Origin of the sequence: Limnohabitans sp. Jir61, from assembly GCF_003063545.1 — a bacterium.
Taxonomy (GTDB): Bacteria; Pseudomonadota; Gammaproteobacteria; order Burkholderiales; family Burkholderiaceae_C; genus Limnohabitans.
In genome coordinates, this window is sequence record NZ_NESD01000001.1 from 932777 (window position 1) to 949615 (window position 16839).

Genomic DNA, 16839 nt, shown 5'->3' on the forward strand with positions numbered 1-16839 from the left:
AGTGGTTTGCTGGAAGAGTTTGAAGGAACCGTCTCGGGTCACCGCGATGGGCATGGTTTTGTGCAACGAGATGATGGTGCGCCAGACATCTTTTTGCCCCCCAACGAAATGCGCGCGGTGTTGCACCGTGACCGCGTCAAAGCACGGGTTGTTCGCTTAGACCGCAAAGGTCGCCCAGAGGGGCGCGTGGTTGAAATTTTGGAACGCTCTAAGCAACCCATCATTGGTCGTTTGTTGCAAGAGAGCGGTGTGTGGTTGGTCGCGCCTGAAGACAAGCGTTACGGCCAAGATGTTTTGATTAATAAAGGTGCGACCGCCAAAGCGATGGTCGGCCAAGTGGTGGTGGTTGAACTGACAGAGCCGCCCAGTTTGTATGGCCAACCTGTGGGCCGCATCAAAGAAGTGCTAGGCGAGGTCGATGACCCCGGCATGGAAATCGAAATTGCTGTGCGCAAATATGGCGTGCCGCATGAGTTCTCTGACGCTTGTTTGGCCATGGCTCGTGGCCTGCCTGACAAAGTGCGACCCGAAGATAAAAAAGGTCGTGTCGATCTGACCGACGTGCCTTTGGTCACCATTGATGGTGAAGATGCGCGCGACTTTGACGATGCTGTGTATTGCGAACCTGCCAAAGTGGGCAAGGGCCAAGGCTGGCGTTTGTTGGTGGCCATTGCTGATGTGAGCAACTATGTGGAAACCGGCAGCGCGATTGACGTGGATGCCTATGACCGCGCGACCAGTGTTTACTTCCCGCGCCGTGTGATTCCGATGTTGCCGGAGAAACTTTCAAACGGCTTGTGTTCATTGAACCCAGATGTCGAGCGTTTGTGCATGGTGTGCGACATGCTCATCAGTGCATCCGGTGATGTAGAGGCGTATCAGTTTTACCCTGCGGTGATGTTCAGCCATGCGCGCTTCACCTACACCGAAGTGGCGGCGATTTTGTCGAACACACGTGGACCAGAAGCTGCCAAACGCAAAGACCGCATTGATGATTTGATCAACTTGCACGATGTGTATGGGGCGTTGCTCAAAGCGCGTCATGTGCGTGGTGCGGTCGACTTTGAAACCACCGAAACACAAATCGTGTGTGACGAAAGTGGTCGCATCGACAAAATCATTCCGCGTGTGCGCAACGATGCCCACAAGTTGATTGAAGAAGCTATGTTGGCCGCCAACGTGTGTAGTGCTGACTTCATCTTGCAAAGCAAGCACCCTGGCTTGTTCCGTGTGCACGAAGGCCCATCAGCGATGAAGATTGATGTGCTACGCGGCTACCTCAAAGCCACAGGTGTGGGTTTGACGGTGGGCGACAACCCCAAGCCTGCCGAATTTCAAGCCATTGCTGATGCGACCAAAGAGCGTCCAGACGCGCAGCAAATTCACTCCATGTTGTTGCGCTCGATGTCGCAAGCGGTGTACACGCCCGACAACAACGGCCACTTTGGCTTGGCGTTTGAGGCCTACACCCACTTCACCAGCCCGATTCGTCGCTACCCCGACTTGTTGGTGCATCGCGTCATCAAAGCAATTTTGAACAAGCGCAAGTACACCTTGCCAACGTTACCCACGCCAGGCGAGGCTCATGCCAAATTGGCTCGTCGATTGGCCTCGCGCGTGCGTGAGCCTGAAAACAAATTGGTTGTTAAAACCAAACCCACGCCCGACCAGCAAGCGTGGGAAGCTGCAGGCTTGCATTGCAGCGCCAACGAGCGTCGCGCCGATGAGGCGAGCCGTGATGTGGAAGCTTGGCTGAAGTGCAAATACATGCGCGAGCATTTGGGAGAAGAGTACGGCGGTGTCGTGACTTCGGCCACAGGCTTTGGTTTGTTTGTGACCTTGGATGCGATGTACGTCGAGGGCTTGGTGCACATCACCGAACTCGGTGGTGAATACTTCCGCTTTGACGAAATGCGCCAAGAGTTGCGCGGCGAGCGCACTGGCATTCGCTATGGCATTGGATCTCGCGTGCGCATTCAGGTGAGTCGTGTGGATCTCGATGGTCGCAAGATTGATTTCCGCTTGGTGCGTGAAGCCGATGAGCTGTTGCCACGCAATGGCAAAGACGCTGCGGGTTCGCCCATGCAGAACTTCAAAACGGCGGTGAAAAAAGCTTTCACCAAAATCAGTGGCAAGGGCGGACGTGGCGAACCTAAATCGTCTTCTGGACGCTCAGGGAAAACCGCTGACAAAAAAGCCGGCGCGAAGAGCCGACGTTCTCGAAAGTAATTCGCTACAGCGTTTTTGCTTCAATGCACCGATGCAGCTAGCAAGGCTGCATCGAGTGCAGGCCCCGCTTCAGGCCAAATATCTGCCACGTGTCCATGTGCGAACACAGCTTGGCAGCTTGCTTCAAATGCATCTTCATGGCGAGTAATGTATGCACCCGTCAAGCCAGCCAATACATCGCCCGTACCCGCTGTGGCCAGCAAGGCATTGCCTGAACTGTTGATCACAGGTGAGTGTTGCGGACTTGCAATGATGCTGCCTGAACCTTTTAGGATCACCACGCACTGGAATTTGTCGGCCAATTGCTGCGCAGCGAAAAGGCGGTTCTGCTGCACGTCTTTGGCTGTGCAGTTCAACAAGCGTGCTGCCTCAAGCGGGTGGGGTGTGAGTACGGTGGGTTTGTGACGTGCGCTGCGTTTTATCAACAAACTTTGCAACGATGTATCGCTTGCCACAGCGTTGAGTGCATCGGCATCAAGCACCAATTGTTGTGAGGATGAAAGCACATTCGGCAAAAGTGCATGAATGTCATTGCCGCCACCGCAGCCGCACACCACTGTGGACGTTTGTAGAGTCAAGTCTTCAGGTGCACGCACCATCAAGGGTGGGTGTGCTGCTGAGATGGTATGTCGCGCAGATTCGTCCATGACCCCCACAAACACACGGCCTGCGCCGCCGTGCAAAGCAGAGACTCCTGCTAAAGCCGCCGCGCCACTCATGCCTGACGCTCCGCCGATCACCGACACATCGCCAAAGCTACCTTTGTGGGTGTTGTGTGGCCGGTCGCTTGGTGTTGTGATGTGTTGTTGCAGCCACGCGGTGCATGCGTGTGGGGTTTCAACGCGCAGGTCGTTGAACCAAACTTGGCCAGATGCATCACGCCCATCGGCAGTGAATAAACCAGGTTTCAAGGTGAGCAAACTCAGCGTGTGACGCTGGGCGTTGCGGGTTTGCGCTTTGGTAGTTCCCAACCATGTGCCTGTGTCTGCATTCAATCCTGTGGGGATGTCTACACACAGCACAGGCGTAACGGTGGTTTGCAACGCGTCTAGCCACTGAGCCATCACGCCCTCGGGTGTGCGTTGTGCGCCGATACCAAGCAGTGCATCAATCGCTAGGTCAAATTGTTCTGGGATTTGCTGGGTAAACGTCACGCCTGCTGTTTTGGCGCGTTGCCATGCTTGTTGTGAGTCAGCTGGGCAGCGTCCGTCTTGGCCTAGCCAAGTAACGATGGGGTGTTTGCCCCATGCTTGCAAATGCACTGCAGCCTCAAGGCCATCGCCGCCGTTGTTACCAGGGCCGCAGGCGATCCAAATTTTTTGTGCATGCGGTGCGATGGCCAGCGCCAGTTGAGCGGTTGCCAAGCCTGCACGCTGCATCAGCATGTAAGCGGGCAGGGTGGCTTGTGCTTCAGTCTCAATGCTTCGGGTCTGTGCTACGTTGTACAGCGGCCATCTGTCTTGGCTGTGTAGGCGTTGCGTCAGACCGAGCGTGTTCATCGTTGAAGGTGCAAACGTTCAAGGCCTAGGCCTTGCAAATCAATGTCTGGGCTTTTGCCGTTGATGCTGTCAGCCACCACGCGGGCGCTGCCGCAGGCAAGAGCCCAGCCGCTCGCGCCGTGCCCAAGGTTGAGCCACACGCCAGATATGCCACTGGCTCCAACGATGGGTGGGCCATCTGGCAGCATGGGGCGCGAGCCTTTCCACACTTGCACGTTGTCTTGTGTGCGCGCTGCGCCCGGAAACCAGTTGTCAAGGACTCGGTAAAGCGTTTTGATGCTGGCGGGATCGTGACGCTTGGCGTTGCCGCCAATTTCTGAGCCGCCCGACACGCGCACACGGTGTCCTAAACGGCTGATGGCGACTTTGTATTGTTCATCGATGACGCCGCTGCGTGGTGCATCCAAGGGTTCACGCACTGCGGCACTGATGGCGTAGCCGTGTACCGCTGCTAAGGGAATGCGTAACCCTAATGGGCGCACGATTTGCGCGCTGGCCAAGCCTGCACAAACCACCACGGCATCAAACTTTTCACCCATGTCATGCTCAGAGGTGCGAATCGTTTTGGGGTGCGCATTTGAGAGCGGCTGCACGGGCGTGTTGAAGTGAAATTTCACACCCAAGGTTTCCGCTTCACTTTTGAGCAGCAGTGTGAATTGGCGGCAGTTGCCAACTTCGTCGTCTGGGAAATGGATGGCTTGTGCCAGAGCTGTTTCGGGGTTCAGCGCTGGTTCAATGCTGCGTGCTTCATCGTCGTTCAGTGTTTTGAAGCTGAGCCCTGCATCGCGCATGACTTGCAAGCTGTCTTGCATGAGCTGGATTTCACGCTCGGTGCGCAGCAACACCATGAAGCCTTGACTGTGCTCGTGTTCCAAGTTCAAGGTGTCTGTGAGGGTGCGCATGCGGTGGCTGCTGTATTCGGCCAAGCGCAGCATGCTGGCACGGTTGCGGGCAAACGTGGCGGGCTTGCTGGCTTTGCGCATTTGCCACAGCCAGCGCCAATCGGCCATGCTGGGGCTAGAAATACGCAGAGGCGTGTCACGCTGCCACAGGTGGGACAGGATGTGTTTGACCACACCCGGACGCGCCCATGGTGCGGCATAGCCTGCGGAAGCAACGCCCGTGTTGGCAAAGCTGCATTCTTCGGCGGCAGCGCCATTGCGCTCAAAAACGCTGACTTGGTGGCCTTGTGCGGCCAGTTCGTACGCTGTAGTGATGCCAATCACCCCTGCGCCAATCACGGCGACCTTCATAGGGCAACCCTTGCAGGAGAGCGGCGGGTGGGGGAGATGTGCATGTATTGCTGTGCTAGAATCATTGGGTTTTTCCGAGGTTGAGGCTTTGTCTCAAGTTCGGACAAACATCACTCGCAAACCAGTCCAATCAAGGTGTTGCCAAAAGTTTTTCAAGAATGAAAGCTGGCGGTGATGATGGGCTGGATTTTAGACCCAACCTTTGGAGTATCTCTATGTCAGTCACTATGCGCGATATGCTGGAAGCCGGCGTCCACTTTGGTCACCAAACTCGCTTCTGGAACCCCAAGATGGCCCCGTTCATCTTCGGTCACCGCAACAAAATTCACATTATCAACTTGGAAAAATCTTTGCCGATGTTCCAAGACGCCATCAAGTTCGTCAAGCAGTTGTCTGCGAACCGTGGCACCGTGTTGATGATCGGTACAAAGCGTCAATCACGCGAAATCGTCGCCGCTGAAGCCCAACGTGCTGGCGTGCCTTATGTTGACCAACGTTGGTTGGGCGGCATGTTGACTAACTTCAAAACAGTCAAGACATCGATCAAGCGTTTGAAAGACATGAAAATCCAGCAAGAAGCTGGTTTGGACGCTTTGTCTAAAAAAGAACAACTGATGTTCAAGCGCGAAATGGAAAAGCTTGAGAAAGACATCGGCGGTATTCAAGATATGGCTGTGTTGCCTGATGCGATTTTCGTGATCGACGTTGGCTACCACAAGATTGCCATCGCTGAAGCCAAGAAATTGGGCATTCCATTGATCGGTGTGGTGGACTCTAACCACTCACCCGAAGGCATTGATTACATCATCCCAGGTAATGATGACTCTTCTAAAGCTGTGACTTTGTACGCTCGTGGCATCGCTGACGCGATCATCGAAGGCCGTGCCAACGCCACCAACGACTTGGTCAAAGCTGTGACCGAAGGCGGCGAAGAGTTTGTTGAAGTCGCTGCTTAATCACGCGGCCCAAACTTGAAAAGGGGCTTGTGAAGCCCCTTTTTCACACCCAATTGTTTTGAACTGATTACGGAGAATTTAAATGGCTGCAATTACCGCAAGCATGGTCGCTGAACTGCGCGCAAAAACCGACGCCCCCATGATGGAGTGCAAAAAAGCTTTGACTGAAGCCGAAGGCGACATGGCCAAAGCAGAAGAGTTGTTGCGCGTCAAGCTCGGCAGCAAAGCTGGTAAGGCTTCTAGCCGCGTGACCGCCGAAGGCGTTGTGACTAGCTTCATCAGTGGCAACACTGGCGCTTTGTTGGAAGTGAACTGCGAAACCGACTTCGTGACCAAGAACGACAGTTTCTTGGCTTTGGCTCAAGCCGCTGCCAAGTTGGTGGCCGAGCACAACCCAGCTTCCATCGAAGCTTTGGGTGCTTTGGCATATGAGCAAGACAGCTTTGGCCCTACGCTCGAAGACGTGCGTAAAGGTTTGATTGGCAAGATCGGCGAGAACATGAGCTTCCGCCGCTTCAAGCGTTTTGACGGCGCACACAAGTTGGCTGCTTACTTGCACGGCACACGCATTGGTGTGTTGGTCGAGTTCGACGGCGACGAAACAGCTGCTAAAGATGTGGCCATGCACGTGGCTGCGATGAAGCCAGTGGCTTTGACCAGCGCTGATGTGCCTGCTGACTTGATCGAAAAAGAACGTTCAGTCGCTGCAGCCAAGGCTGCTGAGTCTGGCAAGCCTGCTGACATCGTCACCAAGATGGTGGAAGGCTCTGTGCAGAAGTACCTCAAAGAGGTCTCTTTGTTCGACCAAACTTTCGTCAAGAATGACAAGCAAACCGTTGAGCAAATGCTCAAGGCTGCCAACACCAAAGTGGCTTCTTTCACCCTGTATGTGGTGGGCGAAGGCATTGAGAAGAAGGTCGACGACTTTGCAGCCGAAGTGGCCGCCCAAGTCGCTGCCGCTAAGCAAACTGCTTAATCACAAAGGGGGGCTTAGGCTCCCCTTTTGATATCCCCCGTACATCACATTCAACTGCACACATCAAGGAGCCTTTTCATGACCTCACCAAAGCCAGCCTACAAGCGTATTTTGCTCAAGCTGTCGGGGGAGGCCTTGATGGGCGATGATGCGTTCGGCATCAACCGCGCCACCATTGTTCGCATCGTGGACGAAGTGGCGGAAGTCATCAACCTCGGCGTCGAGGTGGCCATCGTCATTGGTGGCGGCAACATTTTCCGCGGTGTTGCCGGTGGCTCTGTTGGCATGGACCGCGCCACAGCCGACTACATGGGCATGTTGGCAACGGTAATGAACTCACTGGCCTTGGCAGATGCCATGAACAAAACAGGCTTGACCGCACGTGTCATGTCTGCCATTGCCATTGACCAAGTGGTCGAGCCCTATGTGCGCCCCAAAGCATTGCAATACCTCGAAGAGGGCAAAGTGGTGGTGTTTGCGGCCGGTACAGGTAACCCCTTCTTCACCACTGACACTGCTGCTGCATTGCGCGGTGCTGAGATTGGTGCAGAGATGGTGCTCAAAGCCACCAAGGTTGACGGCGTCTACACAGCCGACCCCAAGAAAGACCCCAACGCGACGCGTTACAGCGACATCAGCTTTGACGACGCGATTGGTCAAAACCTTGGCATCATGGACGCCACTGCATTTGCGTTGTGCCGTGACCAAAAATTGCCGATCAAGGTGTTCTCTATTTTCAAGAACGGCGCGCTCAAGCGCGTTGTCATGGGCGAAGACGAAGGCACTTTGGTGCACGCCTAATTTCCTAGTTTTTACGAACCTCACACTGCGCTGCCCCAGGAGCACAACATGACCATCGCTGACATCAAGAAAACCACCGAAACTAAAATGGGTCAATCCATTGCGGCCTTCAGCAATAGCCTGACCAAAATTCGCACAGGCCGTCCCAGCCCAGCCTTGTTGGATGCAGTGCAAGTCGATTACTACGGCTCCATGGTGCCGATCAGCCAAGTGGCCAACGTGTCGTTATTGGATGCCCGCACCCTGAGCGTGCAGCCTTGGGAAAAGCCCATGGGTGCCAAGATTGAAAAAGCCATCCGTGACAGCGATTTGGGTCTGAACCCTTCTTCCATGGGCGAGTTGATTCGCGTGCCAATGCCTCCGATGTCGGAAGAGCGCCGCAAAGAGTTGACCAAAGTGGTTCGCACCGAAGGCGAAAACGCCAAGATTGCCGTGCGCAATTTGCGTCGTGATGCCAACGAATCTGTGAAGAAATTGGTGAAAGACAAACTCGCTTCTGAAGACGACCAAAAACGTGCAGAAGCCGATATTCAAAAAGTGACTGATAGCCACATTGCTGAGATTGACAAGCTCATCGCCAGCAAAGAACAAGAAATCATGGCGGTCTAAGCCAGATGCTCAAGCAACGCGTCATCACTGCGCTGGTTTTGTTGGCGGTGTTGCTGCCGGCTCTCTTGGCGGATACCGCTGAGCCTTTGGCTGGGCTCACCCTCGTTTTGATTGCTGCCGGTGCATGGGAGTGGGGCCGATTAAACGGTTTCGCCATGCGTGGTTCTTTGCGCGTGGCTGCAGTGTGTGTGACCTTGTGTTTGTTCGCATGGTCTGCACGCTGGGCATATCAAGCGCCTGCAAATATCTGGATCATCACAGGTGCTGCCTGGGTGCTGGTGGCCGGCTGGTTGATTCGCCACGGCGTGGAACGCTGGGCCACCATTTCGCGTGCCTTGCGTTTAGTGGTGGGCGTGTTGGCTCTGTGGCTCACATGGGTGGCCATGTACCAAGCCAAAGTCATAGGTGTTAACTTTTTGTTGTCGGTTCTGTTCTTGGTTTGGATGGCTGACGTTGCGGCATATTTTTCGGGTCGTGCGTTTGGCCGTCGCAAACTTGCACCCGCCATTAGTCCTGGCAAAAGCTGGGAAGGTGTGTGGGGCGGCATGGTGGGCGTGTTGCTGATGGCTTGCGTGTGGATTTGGGTCGATACCCAATACGCGGTAGACAGTGAAAGCCTATATACCCGCCTGTACAACCGTGGAGCACCTTTTTTGGTGTTGGCGACACTGTTCCTCACCATGATGAGTGTGGCTGGTGACTTGGTTGAGTCCTTGGTCAAGCGCAGTGCCGGCATGAAAGACAGCAGCCAATTGCTGCCAGGTCATGGTGGTGTGCTGGACCGTGTGGATGCACTGCTTCCCGCCTTGCCATTGGCCATGATGTTGGCGCAATCGGTTTGACAAAAACACACATGGGCATGCAGCCACAACGCATCACGGTGCTGGGCTCGACCGGCTCAATTGGCACCAATACCTTAGACGTCATTGCACGTCACCCGGATAGCTTTCAAGTCTTCGCGCTTTCTGGCGCCACGCAAGTGGATTTGATGCTGCGCCAATGTGCGCAGTTCAAACCGCGCTTTGCCGTGATGGTGGAGTCGCAAGCTGCGCAACAACTCAAAGACAAAATTAAAGCAGAAGGCTTGGCTACCGAAGTGCTTACTGGCCCTGCGGCTTTAGATGAGATTTCTGCTCACCCAGAGGTCGACGCTGTGATGGCTGCCATTGTGGGCGCTGCTGGTTTGTCACCTTGCTTAGCTGCGGCGCGCGCCGGCAAGCGTTTGTTGTTGGCGAATAAAGAAGCCTTGGTGGTTGGCGCTGAAGTATTTTTAGATGCCGTCAAACAAGGTGGTGCCACGCTGCTGCCCATTGACAGCGAACACTCCGCTATTTTTCAGTCATTGCCAGAAGATGCATCGACTTGGGATGCGCGTGTGGAAAAAATCATCCTCACGGCATCTGGTGGGCCGTTTCGCACACGCGACTTAGCCACCTTAAAAGACGTCACACCTGAACAAGCGTGTGCGCACCCCAATTGGGTGATGGGACGCAAAATTTCGGTGGACTCCGCAACCATGATGAACAAAGCGCTCGAGGTGATTGAGGCGCGTTACTTGTTTGGCTTGTCTCCTGAGCGCTTAGAGGTGGTGATTCATCCCCAAAGCATCATCCATTCGATGGTGCAGTACCGCGATATGTCGGTGGTGGCTCAGTTGGGCACGCCCGATATGCGTGTACCCATTGCCTATGGTTTGAGCTGGCCAGAGCGCATGACTTCTGGTGCGCAAGCTTTGGACTTTCATGCCTTGTCAGCCATGACCTTTGAAGCATTGGATGATCACGGTCACCCCGAACGTTTTGCAGGTATTCATTTGGCGTGGGATGCCTTGCGTGGTCCACGCGGTACAACTGCTGTGCTCAATGCGGCCAATGAAATTGCAGTTGCTGCGTTTTTGGAGCGTCGTATTCGTTTTGATCAAATCCATGCGGTGAATCAAAACTGCATGGCGCACCTGTCGCCAGCTGCACCGAACAGCTTGGACGATTTATTGGCACTCGATGCGCAAGCGCGCGCAGTGGCTGAAGACGCTGTGCGTTTGTTGGCTAAATAAACCATGACCCTTTTTGCTTTCCTGCTCGCACTCGGTGTCCTCATCACCGTGCACGAGTGGGGTCACTACCGCGTTGCGGTGGCTTGTGGCGTGAAGGTTCTCACATTCTCGATTGGCTTTGGCAAACCCTTGCTGCGTTGGAAATCGCGTAAACCTTTTGCAGGACAAGACACAGAGTTTTGCATCAGCCTGATCCCCTTGGGTGGCTACGTCAAGATGCTTGATGAAAACCAAGCCGATGTTGCGCCGCAAGATTTGCCTATGGCGTTTAACCGTCAGCCCTTATGGGCGCGTGCCGCCATCGTGTCCGCCGGACCGTTAGCCAATTTGATTTTGGCTGTTTGTTTATATGCTGCTACTTTTTGGATCGGGCAGTACGAAACACAAGCCACTTTGGCATCCCCTGTGTCAGGTTCAGTTGCCGATGCGGCAGGCTTGCGCGGCGGTGATACGGTCTTGCGTGCAGGTGTTTCTGCTGAATCCATGCATGAAGTAGTGTCGCTCGATGCGCTGCGCTGGTGGATGCTTCAGCAAGATGCCTCGCCCGTGTATTTAGAGGTCCAGCCACAGGGGAGAAAAACGTCGCAAGTGTTGCGTTTGTCTGAGCTGTCAGAAAACGCCGTCTCGAAAGACTCCAATCCTTGGCAAGCGCGGGGATTGACCGGCGCTTGGAGCCGGGCGGTATTGGGGGATGTTCAACTCGGTATGCCAGCGCATGCGGCTGGATTGTTACGACATGACGAAGTCTTACGCATCGATGGCCACCCCGTGAGTGATGCCGGTATGTTCCGCGCAATGGTCCGTGCGAGTGGGCAGACTCATGTACCGAGCCTACAAACTTGGGATATTTTGCGTGATGGTCATTTGATCCAGATTGACGTTCAGCCTGACCAAGCCAAAGAAAACGGTAAACAAATTGGACGCATCGGGGCGCAAGTAGGGGAGTCGCCAGCCAAGGTATGGATCCAATACAGTTTCCTCGATGGCATCGACAAAGCGATTGACCAAACGTGGGAAGTCATGGTCATGACGCTCGACATGCTCTGGCGCTTAGTCACAGGGGATGCATCGCTAGATAACTTGAGCGGGCCGCTGGCAATGGCAGACTATGCGGGGCGTTCTGTCAGTTTGGGTATTGGCTCTTATTTGAGCTATTTAGCTTTGCTCAGCGTCAGTTTGTGCGTGTTTAATCTGCTGCCTTTGCCGGTGCTCGATGGTGGGCACCTGTTGTATTATGTTTACGAGGCATGCACAGGTCATCCTCCTTCGTCTGCGTGGCTTGAAATTACGCAGCGCGCAGGTTTGGCGATGCTTGTGGCACTGATGTTTTTCTCTCTTTTTAACGACGTGGTTCGCCTGGGTTGGCTTCCATAAGTCCCCTGATATACCTCATGAACATGCAACTATTTCAATTCCGTCGCACCACATTGGCACAAACCGTAGCATTGATTGCCGGGTCGATGATGGCGTTCAATGCGTTTGCCGCTGCCCCATTCAATGTGCGCGATATTCGCGTTGAAGGGTTGCAACGCATTGAACCTGGTACTGTGTTTGCATCCATTCCATTTAGGGTGGGTGACGACTACACAGATGAAAAAGGTGCTGCAGCTATTCGTAGTTTGTATGCGCTCGGCATATTTAAGGATGTGCGTATTGAAGTCAATGGTGATGTCTTAGTCTTGATTGTCGAAGAGCGTCCAAACATTGCAGCAGTGGAATTCATTGGTACCAAAGAATTCGACAAAGACACCTTGAAAAAAGCACTCAAAGACATTGGTTTAGCAGAAGGTCGTCCGTTTGACAAAGCCTTGGCAGACCGTGCAGAACAAGAGTTGAAGCGTCAATACGTTAATCGAAGCTTATATGGTGCTGAAATCATTACTACTATCACACCTGCAGAGCGCAACCGTGTGAATTTGTCTTTCACTGTGGTGGAAGGTGACTTGGCCAAGATCAAAGAAATGCGTGTCGTAGGCAGCAAAGCATTTGATGAATCTAAGCTGCTGGATCAGTTCGATCAAGGTACAGGCAATTGGTTGAGTTGGTATACCAAGTCAGATCGCTATTCACGCACCAAACTTAATGCGGATTTGGAAACTTTGCGTGCTTGGTATTTGGCGCGTGGTTACCTAGAGTTTCGTATCGACTCCACTCAGGTGGCAATTTCGCCCAATAAACAAGACATCAGCATCACCATCAATGTGACAGAAGGGGATCGATTTGTGGTCTCCGAAGTGGCGATGGAAGGCTACTACTTGGGCAAGGACGATGAGTTCAAGTCATTGGTTGAAATCAAGGCAGGGCAGGCCTACAACGCAGATGATGTCGCACGGACCACGAAAGCGTTCAATGAGTATTTTGGCAATTTCGGTTTTGCGTTTGCTCGTACCGATGTCCGACCAGAGATTGATCGTGCGACCAATCGCGTGAAGCTCGTTCTCGTGGCAGACCCCGCGCGTCGTGCGTATGTGCGTCGTATCAATATTGCAGGCAACAACCGTACGCGCGATCAAATCGTCCGTAGAGAATTTCGCCAGACCGAATCGTCTTGGTATGACGGTGAAAAAATTCGTTTGTCGCGTGATCGTGTGAATCGCTTGGGTTACTTTAAGGATGTTGAAATCGACACGCAAGAAGTGCCATCGACTCAAGACCAAGTGGATTTGAATGTCAATGTGGTCGAAAAACCTACAGGTATGTTGACGCTGGGTGCTGGCTTCTCGAGCGCCGAAAAGGTCACATTTTCTTTTGGTATTCAACAAGACAATGTGTTTGGATCAGGGCATAACTTGGGTTTGCAGGTGAGTACGAGTAAGTACAACCAGTATTACGTGATCAACACTACAGATCCTTATTTCACAGAAGATGGCGTGTCAAGAACGTTTGAGTTTTATCACCGCTCTAGCAAACCTTATGTTGAACAGGGCGGAAATTACCGTTTGATTACTTCAGGCTTGGCGACCAGATTTGGATTGCCCTTCAGCGAGCTTGATCGTATTTTTGTCGGTGTTGCAGCTGAGAAAACTGAGCTAGTTCCTGGTACGAACATGCTAGGGGTCCATGCAGAGCTTTGCCAAAGATTTGGTTGCATTGCTCAAAACTTGCCAGTGACTGCTGGCTGGGCAAGGGATAGCCGTGACAGTTATTTAAATCCAAACAGTGGCAAGTTCATCCGCTTCAACACTGAAGTTGGCGCCGCCGGAGATGCGCGTTACGCCAAGATGGGTGGACAGTACCAGCAGTATTTCCCGCTGACAAAGCAATATACCTTCGCCTTCAATGCTGATTTAGGGTCGGGTAGGGGATTGAGTGGACAAACGCTGCCTTTTTATAAAAACTACTATTCCGGCGGCTTGGGTTCCGTGCGTGGTTTCGAACAAGGCACTTTAGGTCCTCGCGACATTACAGGCCCTGTCATTGGTGGTGCGAAAAAGGTCACATTGAATTCTGAGTTTTTGATGCCTTTCCCAGGTGCTGGCAATGATAGAACGCTGCGTTTGTACGGTTTTTATGACATGGGTAATGTTTACGGTGAATTCGAAAAAGTTGACTTAGGTCTTTTACGCAGCGCATACGGCGTCGGGCTGAGTTGGGTCTCTCCCATGGGGCCTTTGCGTTTTGCTTGGGCACGTCCAGTCAGGTCATTCCCAGGGGATAGAATTCAACAATTGCAATTCCAAATTGGGACGTCTTTCTGATGACTATATTTACTCGTCAAATTTTCTTAGCTGTTGTGTTGGGTTTGGCTGCGTTTTGTGCGCAAGCTGAAGAAATCCGTATTGGCTTTATCAATACCGACCGAATTTTCAAAGAGTCCAATACAGCCAAGCAAGCGCAGGCTAAGTTGGAACAAGAATTTTCTAAGCGCGAAAAAGATTTGGTTGATGCTGAAAAGTCTTTCAAATCTGCCGTTGAAAAATTCGAGCGCGAAGCACCCACTCTGTCTGAGTCGCAACGCATGTCGCGTCAAAAACAACTGGGCGAACAAGACCGCGATTTCCAACGCAAGCGCCGTGAGTTCCAAGAGGAGCTCAATGCACGCAAAAACGAAGAGTTTCAACAAGTGCTCGAGCGCGCCAATCGCGTGATCAAGCAAGTGGCTGAAGCTGAAAAATATGACCTGGTGTTGCAGGAAGCTGTCTACATCAACCCCAAGCACGACATCACCGACAAAGTGCTGAAGGTCATCAACGCCGCTAAATAATCCTGCCGTGGCACTGAGTCTCGGCCAGATCATCGAAAGCTTGGGTGGTCGCCTGATTGGCGATCCCAAGCATCTCATACAGAAACTCGCACCGCTTGACACCGCTCAAGCCAACGCGCTGAGTTTTTTAAGCAATCCCAAATACCAATCGCAACTCGCCACCACACAGGCGGGCTGTGTCATTGTGTCGCCTGCAGTCGCAGAGGCTTCCAAGGTCTCTGCTGCTTTGATCGTGGCAGACAACCCGTATTACTACTTTGCACGTCTCAGTCAATTGTGGCGTCAGCACACACGTATCAATGACGAGCCTTTGGTTCATCCCAGCGCCGTGATTCATCCTAAAGCCCATGTGGATGCCAGTGCGCGCATTGGTCCGCTATGTGTGATCGAGCGTGGTGCATCCATCGGCGCGAACACTTGGCTCAAATCAGGCATCACCGTGGGTGAAGATTGCCGCATCGGTGAGCGCTGCATCGTGCACGCGGGTGTGGTAATCGGGGCTGACGGCTTTGGCTTTGCGTTGTTTGAAGGACGCTGGGAAAAGATTGAACAATTGGGTGCGGTTCGTATCGGTAACGATGTGGAAATCGGTGCCAACACCTGCATCGACCGCGGCGCTTTGGATGACACCATCATCGAAGACGGTGTCAAGCTCGACAACTTGGTGCAAATCGGCCACAACGTGCACGTGGGCGCCAATACGGCCATGGCCGGTTGTGCCGGCGTGGCAGGCAGTGCGCGCATTGGTGCCAATTGCACGGTTGGTGGTGGTGCGATTGTTTTAGGCCACTTGGAACTTGTCGATGGTGTGCATGTTTCTGCCGCTTCGGTGGTCATGCGCTCCATTCGTCAGCCTGGTCAATACAGTGGCGTGTTCCCGATCGACGACAATGCGTCGTGGGAGAAAAACGCCGCCACGCTGCGCCAATTGCACCGCTTGCGCGACCGCATCAAATCTCTTGAATCCGTTTTAGAAAGTCAGAAAAAATGAGCATGGACATTCATCAAATCTTGAAACAGTTGCCACACCGTTATCCATTTTTGTTGGTGGACCGCGTGATGGAAATTGAAAAGGGCAAAAGCATCAAGGCACTCAAGAATGTGACCATGAATGAGCCGTTCTTCGGCGGCCACTTTCCGCATCACCCTGTTATGCCCGGTGTGTTGATCTTGGAAGCTTTGGCGCAAGCTGCAGCCTTGTTGGCTTTTGACACCTTGGGCGCTGCGCCCGATGACAAGACCGTGTATTACTTTGCTGGCATTGACGGTGCGCGTTTCAAGCGTCCTGTTGAGCCAGGCGATCAGCTCATCTTAGAAGTTGAGTTGGACCGCATGAAGGCCGGTATCTTTAAATTCAAAGCACGCGCCAAAGTGGGCGACGTCGTGGCGACCGAAGCTGATTTGATGTGCACCATGCGCTCTATCGCTTAAAGATTAATCAACAAGCTAAACAGCAGACGATGAGCCTCATCCACGCCACAGCCATTGTTGACCCCAAAGCCGAGCTCGACAGTTCGGTGCAGGTGGGGCCTTACACCATCATCGGACCCAACGTGCGCATCGGTTCGGGCACCACCGTGGGCCCACATTGCGTGATCGAAGGTCACACCACGATTGGCAATGACAACCGCATTTTTCAGTTCAACTCGCTGGGCGCGATTCCGCAAGACAAGAAATACGCAGGCGAACCTTGCGAGCTGATCATTGGTGACCGCAACACCATCCGTGAGTTTTGTACGTTCAACATTGGCTCACCCGGCGATGCTGGCATGACCAAAGTGGGCAACGACAACTGGATCATGGCTTATGTGCACTTGGCGCATGACTGTGTGGTGGGCAACCACACCATCTTCGCCAATAGCGCCCAGCTGGCAGGCCATGTGCATGTGGGCGACTGGGTGATCTTGGGTGGCTTTACCGTGGTGCACCAGTTTGTGCGTATCGGTGCGCACAGCTTCTCGGCCATGCATTCGCTTTTGTTTGCCGATGTGCCGCCATTTGTGATGTGCCAAGGTCAACCTGCTGAGCCACGCTCGATGAACTTCGAAGGCCTGCGCCGTCGCGGTTTCTCTCCTGAGCGCATCAGTGCCGTCAAGGCCATGCACAAAGCTTTGTACCGTGACGACTTGACGCTCGAACAAGCCAAAGAGCGCATTGCCGCCTTGACCCAAGAAAAACCAGAAGCTGAACCCGATGTGGCCATGATGCTGGACTTCTTGAACCACACCTCGCCGCAACGCGGCATCATTCGCTAAATCG

General features: G+C 53.4%; 15 protein-coding genes. 13 read left to right on the forward strand and 2 right to left on the reverse strand.

Annotated elements, in window-relative coordinates:
* The first annotated feature begins 6 nt into the window (after positions 1–6).
* On the forward strand, positions 7–2229 hold the full coding sequence (gene rnr, locus B9Z35_RS04640; protein ID WP_199219762.1) for a ribonuclease R: 2223 nt from the start codon (positions 7–9) through the stop codon (positions 2227–2229).
* A gap of 20 nt (positions 2230–2249) precedes the next feature.
* Here the strand turns inward: rnr and B9Z35_RS04645 are convergent, their stop codons facing one another.
* Both B9Z35_RS04645 and B9Z35_RS04650 read right to left on the reverse strand, forming a co-directional pair.
* Positions 2250–3728 (reverse strand): NAD(P)H-hydrate dehydratase, encoded by a 1479-nt coding sequence (locus tag B9Z35_RS04645; protein WP_108282455.1) that lies wholly within the window; start codon positions 3726–3728, stop codon positions 2250–2252.
* Positions 3725–4981 (reverse strand): D-amino acid dehydrogenase, encoded by a 1257-nt coding sequence (locus tag B9Z35_RS04650; protein WP_108282456.1) that lies wholly within the window; start codon positions 4979–4981, stop codon positions 3725–3727. The genes B9Z35_RS04645 and B9Z35_RS04650 overlap by 4 nt, the downstream gene beginning before the upstream one ends.
* 215 nt (positions 4982–5196) lie before the next feature.
* On the opposite strand from B9Z35_RS04650, the gene rpsB reads away from it, so the two are divergent.
* From rpsB to lpxA, 12 genes are all read left to right on the forward strand, one after another.
* Positions 5197–5937: a 30S ribosomal protein S2 gene (gene rpsB, locus B9Z35_RS04655; protein WP_108282457.1), complete on the forward strand. Its 741-nt coding sequence runs from the start codon at positions 5197–5199 to the stop codon at positions 5935–5937.
* 82 nt (positions 5938–6019) lie between these two features.
* Complete coding sequence (tsf, locus tag B9Z35_RS04660; protein ID WP_108282458.1) at positions 6020–6913, forward strand: translation elongation factor Ts; 894 nt, start codon at positions 6020–6022, stop codon at positions 6911–6913.
* A gap of 78 nt (positions 6914–6991) precedes the next feature.
* A complete protein-coding gene (gene pyrH, locus B9Z35_RS04665; RefSeq protein WP_108282459.1) occupies positions 6992–7714 on the forward strand; it encodes a UMP kinase in 723 nt (240 codons plus the stop codon).
* A gap of 48 nt (positions 7715–7762) precedes the next feature.
* Entirely contained in the window at positions 7763–8323 is a 561-nt protein-coding gene (frr, locus tag B9Z35_RS04670; protein WP_108282460.1) for a ribosome recycling factor, read from the forward strand.
* A 5-nt stretch (positions 8324–8328) separates the two neighbouring features.
* A complete protein-coding gene (locus B9Z35_RS04675; protein WP_108282461.1) occupies positions 8329–9165 on the forward strand; it encodes a phosphatidate cytidylyltransferase in 837 nt (278 codons plus the stop codon).
* An 11-nt stretch (positions 9166–9176) separates the two neighbouring features.
* The gene (gene ispC, locus B9Z35_RS04680; protein ID WP_233246491.1) at positions 9177–10376 is read left to right on the forward strand and encodes a 1-deoxy-D-xylulose-5-phosphate reductoisomerase; all 1200 of its coding nucleotides are present in this window, start codon (positions 9177–9179) and stop codon (positions 10374–10376) included.
* Between the two features lie 3 nt (positions 10377–10379).
* Positions 10380–11750 (forward strand): RIP metalloprotease RseP, encoded by a 1371-nt coding sequence (gene rseP, locus B9Z35_RS04685; protein ID WP_108282462.1) that lies wholly within the window; start codon positions 10380–10382, stop codon positions 11748–11750.
* Positions 11751–11773: 23 nt separating this feature from the next.
* Complete coding sequence (bamA, locus tag B9Z35_RS04690; protein ID WP_108282824.1) at positions 11774–14074, forward strand: outer membrane protein assembly factor BamA; 2301 nt, start codon at positions 11774–11776, stop codon at positions 14072–14074.
* Positions 14074–14580 carry an OmpH family outer membrane protein gene (locus B9Z35_RS04695; protein WP_108282463.1) on the forward strand — a complete coding sequence of 169 codons (507 nt, stop codon included), beginning with the start codon at positions 14074–14076 and terminating at the stop codon, positions 14578–14580. Before bamA ends, B9Z35_RS04695 begins: the two co-directional genes overlap by 1 nt.
* Positions 14581–14587: 7 nt before the next feature.
* Positions 14588–15571, forward strand: coding sequence for a UDP-3-O-(3-hydroxymyristoyl)glucosamine N-acyltransferase (lpxD, locus tag B9Z35_RS04700; protein ID WP_108282464.1), 984 nt, complete (start codon positions 14588–14590; stop codon positions 15569–15571).
* A gap of 2 nt (positions 15572–15573) precedes the next feature.
* Positions 15574–16011, forward strand: coding sequence for a 3-hydroxyacyl-ACP dehydratase FabZ (gene fabZ / locus B9Z35_RS04705; RefSeq protein WP_104800386.1), 438 nt, complete (start codon positions 15574–15576; stop codon positions 16009–16011).
* 29 nt (positions 16012–16040) lie between these two features.
* Positions 16041–16835, forward strand: coding sequence for an acyl-ACP--UDP-N-acetylglucosamine O-acyltransferase (gene lpxA, locus B9Z35_RS04710; RefSeq protein WP_108282465.1), 795 nt, complete (start codon positions 16041–16043; stop codon positions 16833–16835).
* Positions 16836–16839 lie beyond the last annotated feature (4 nt).

What these genes read in the sequence shown, in the direction of transcription:
- B9Z35_RS04645 (WP_108282455.1), bottom strand. Translation starts at nt 3,728, where the DNA reads ATGAACACGCTCGGTCTGACGCAACGCCTACACAGCCAAGACAGATGG.
- B9Z35_RS04650 (WP_108282456.1), bottom strand. Translation starts at nt 4,981, where the DNA reads ATGAAGGTCGCCGTGATTGGCGCAGGGGTGATTGGCATCACTACAGCG.
- rpsB (WP_108282457.1), top strand. Translation starts at nt 5,197, where the DNA reads ATGTCAGTCACTATGCGCGATATGCTGGAAGCCGGCGTCCACTTTGGT.
- tsf (WP_108282458.1), top strand. Translation starts at nt 6,020, where the DNA reads ATGGCTGCAATTACCGCAAGCATGGTCGCTGAACTGCGCGCAAAAACC.
- pyrH (WP_108282459.1), top strand. Translation starts at nt 6,992, where the DNA reads ATGACCTCACCAAAGCCAGCCTACAAGCGTATTTTGCTCAAGCTGTCG.
- frr (WP_108282460.1), top strand. Translation starts at nt 7,763, where the DNA reads ATGACCATCGCTGACATCAAGAAAACCACCGAAACTAAAATGGGTCAA.
- B9Z35_RS04675 (WP_108282461.1), top strand. Translation starts at nt 8,329, where the DNA reads ATGCTCAAGCAACGCGTCATCACTGCGCTGGTTTTGTTGGCGGTGTTG.
- ispC (WP_233246491.1), top strand. Translation starts at nt 9,177, where the DNA reads ATGGGCATGCAGCCACAACGCATCACGGTGCTGGGCTCGACCGGCTCA.
- rseP (WP_108282462.1), top strand. Translation starts at nt 10,380, where the DNA reads ATGACCCTTTTTGCTTTCCTGCTCGCACTCGGTGTCCTCATCACCGTG.
- bamA (WP_108282824.1), top strand. Translation starts at nt 11,774, where the DNA reads ATGCAACTATTTCAATTCCGTCGCACCACATTGGCACAAACCGTAGCA.
- B9Z35_RS04695 (WP_108282463.1), top strand. Translation starts at nt 14,074, where the DNA reads ATGACTATATTTACTCGTCAAATTTTCTTAGCTGTTGTGTTGGGTTTG.
- fabZ (WP_104800386.1), top strand. Translation starts at nt 15,574, where the DNA reads ATGGACATTCATCAAATCTTGAAACAGTTGCCACACCGTTATCCATTT.
- lpxA (WP_108282465.1), top strand. Translation starts at nt 16,041, where the DNA reads ATGAGCCTCATCCACGCCACAGCCATTGTTGACCCCAAAGCCGAGCTC.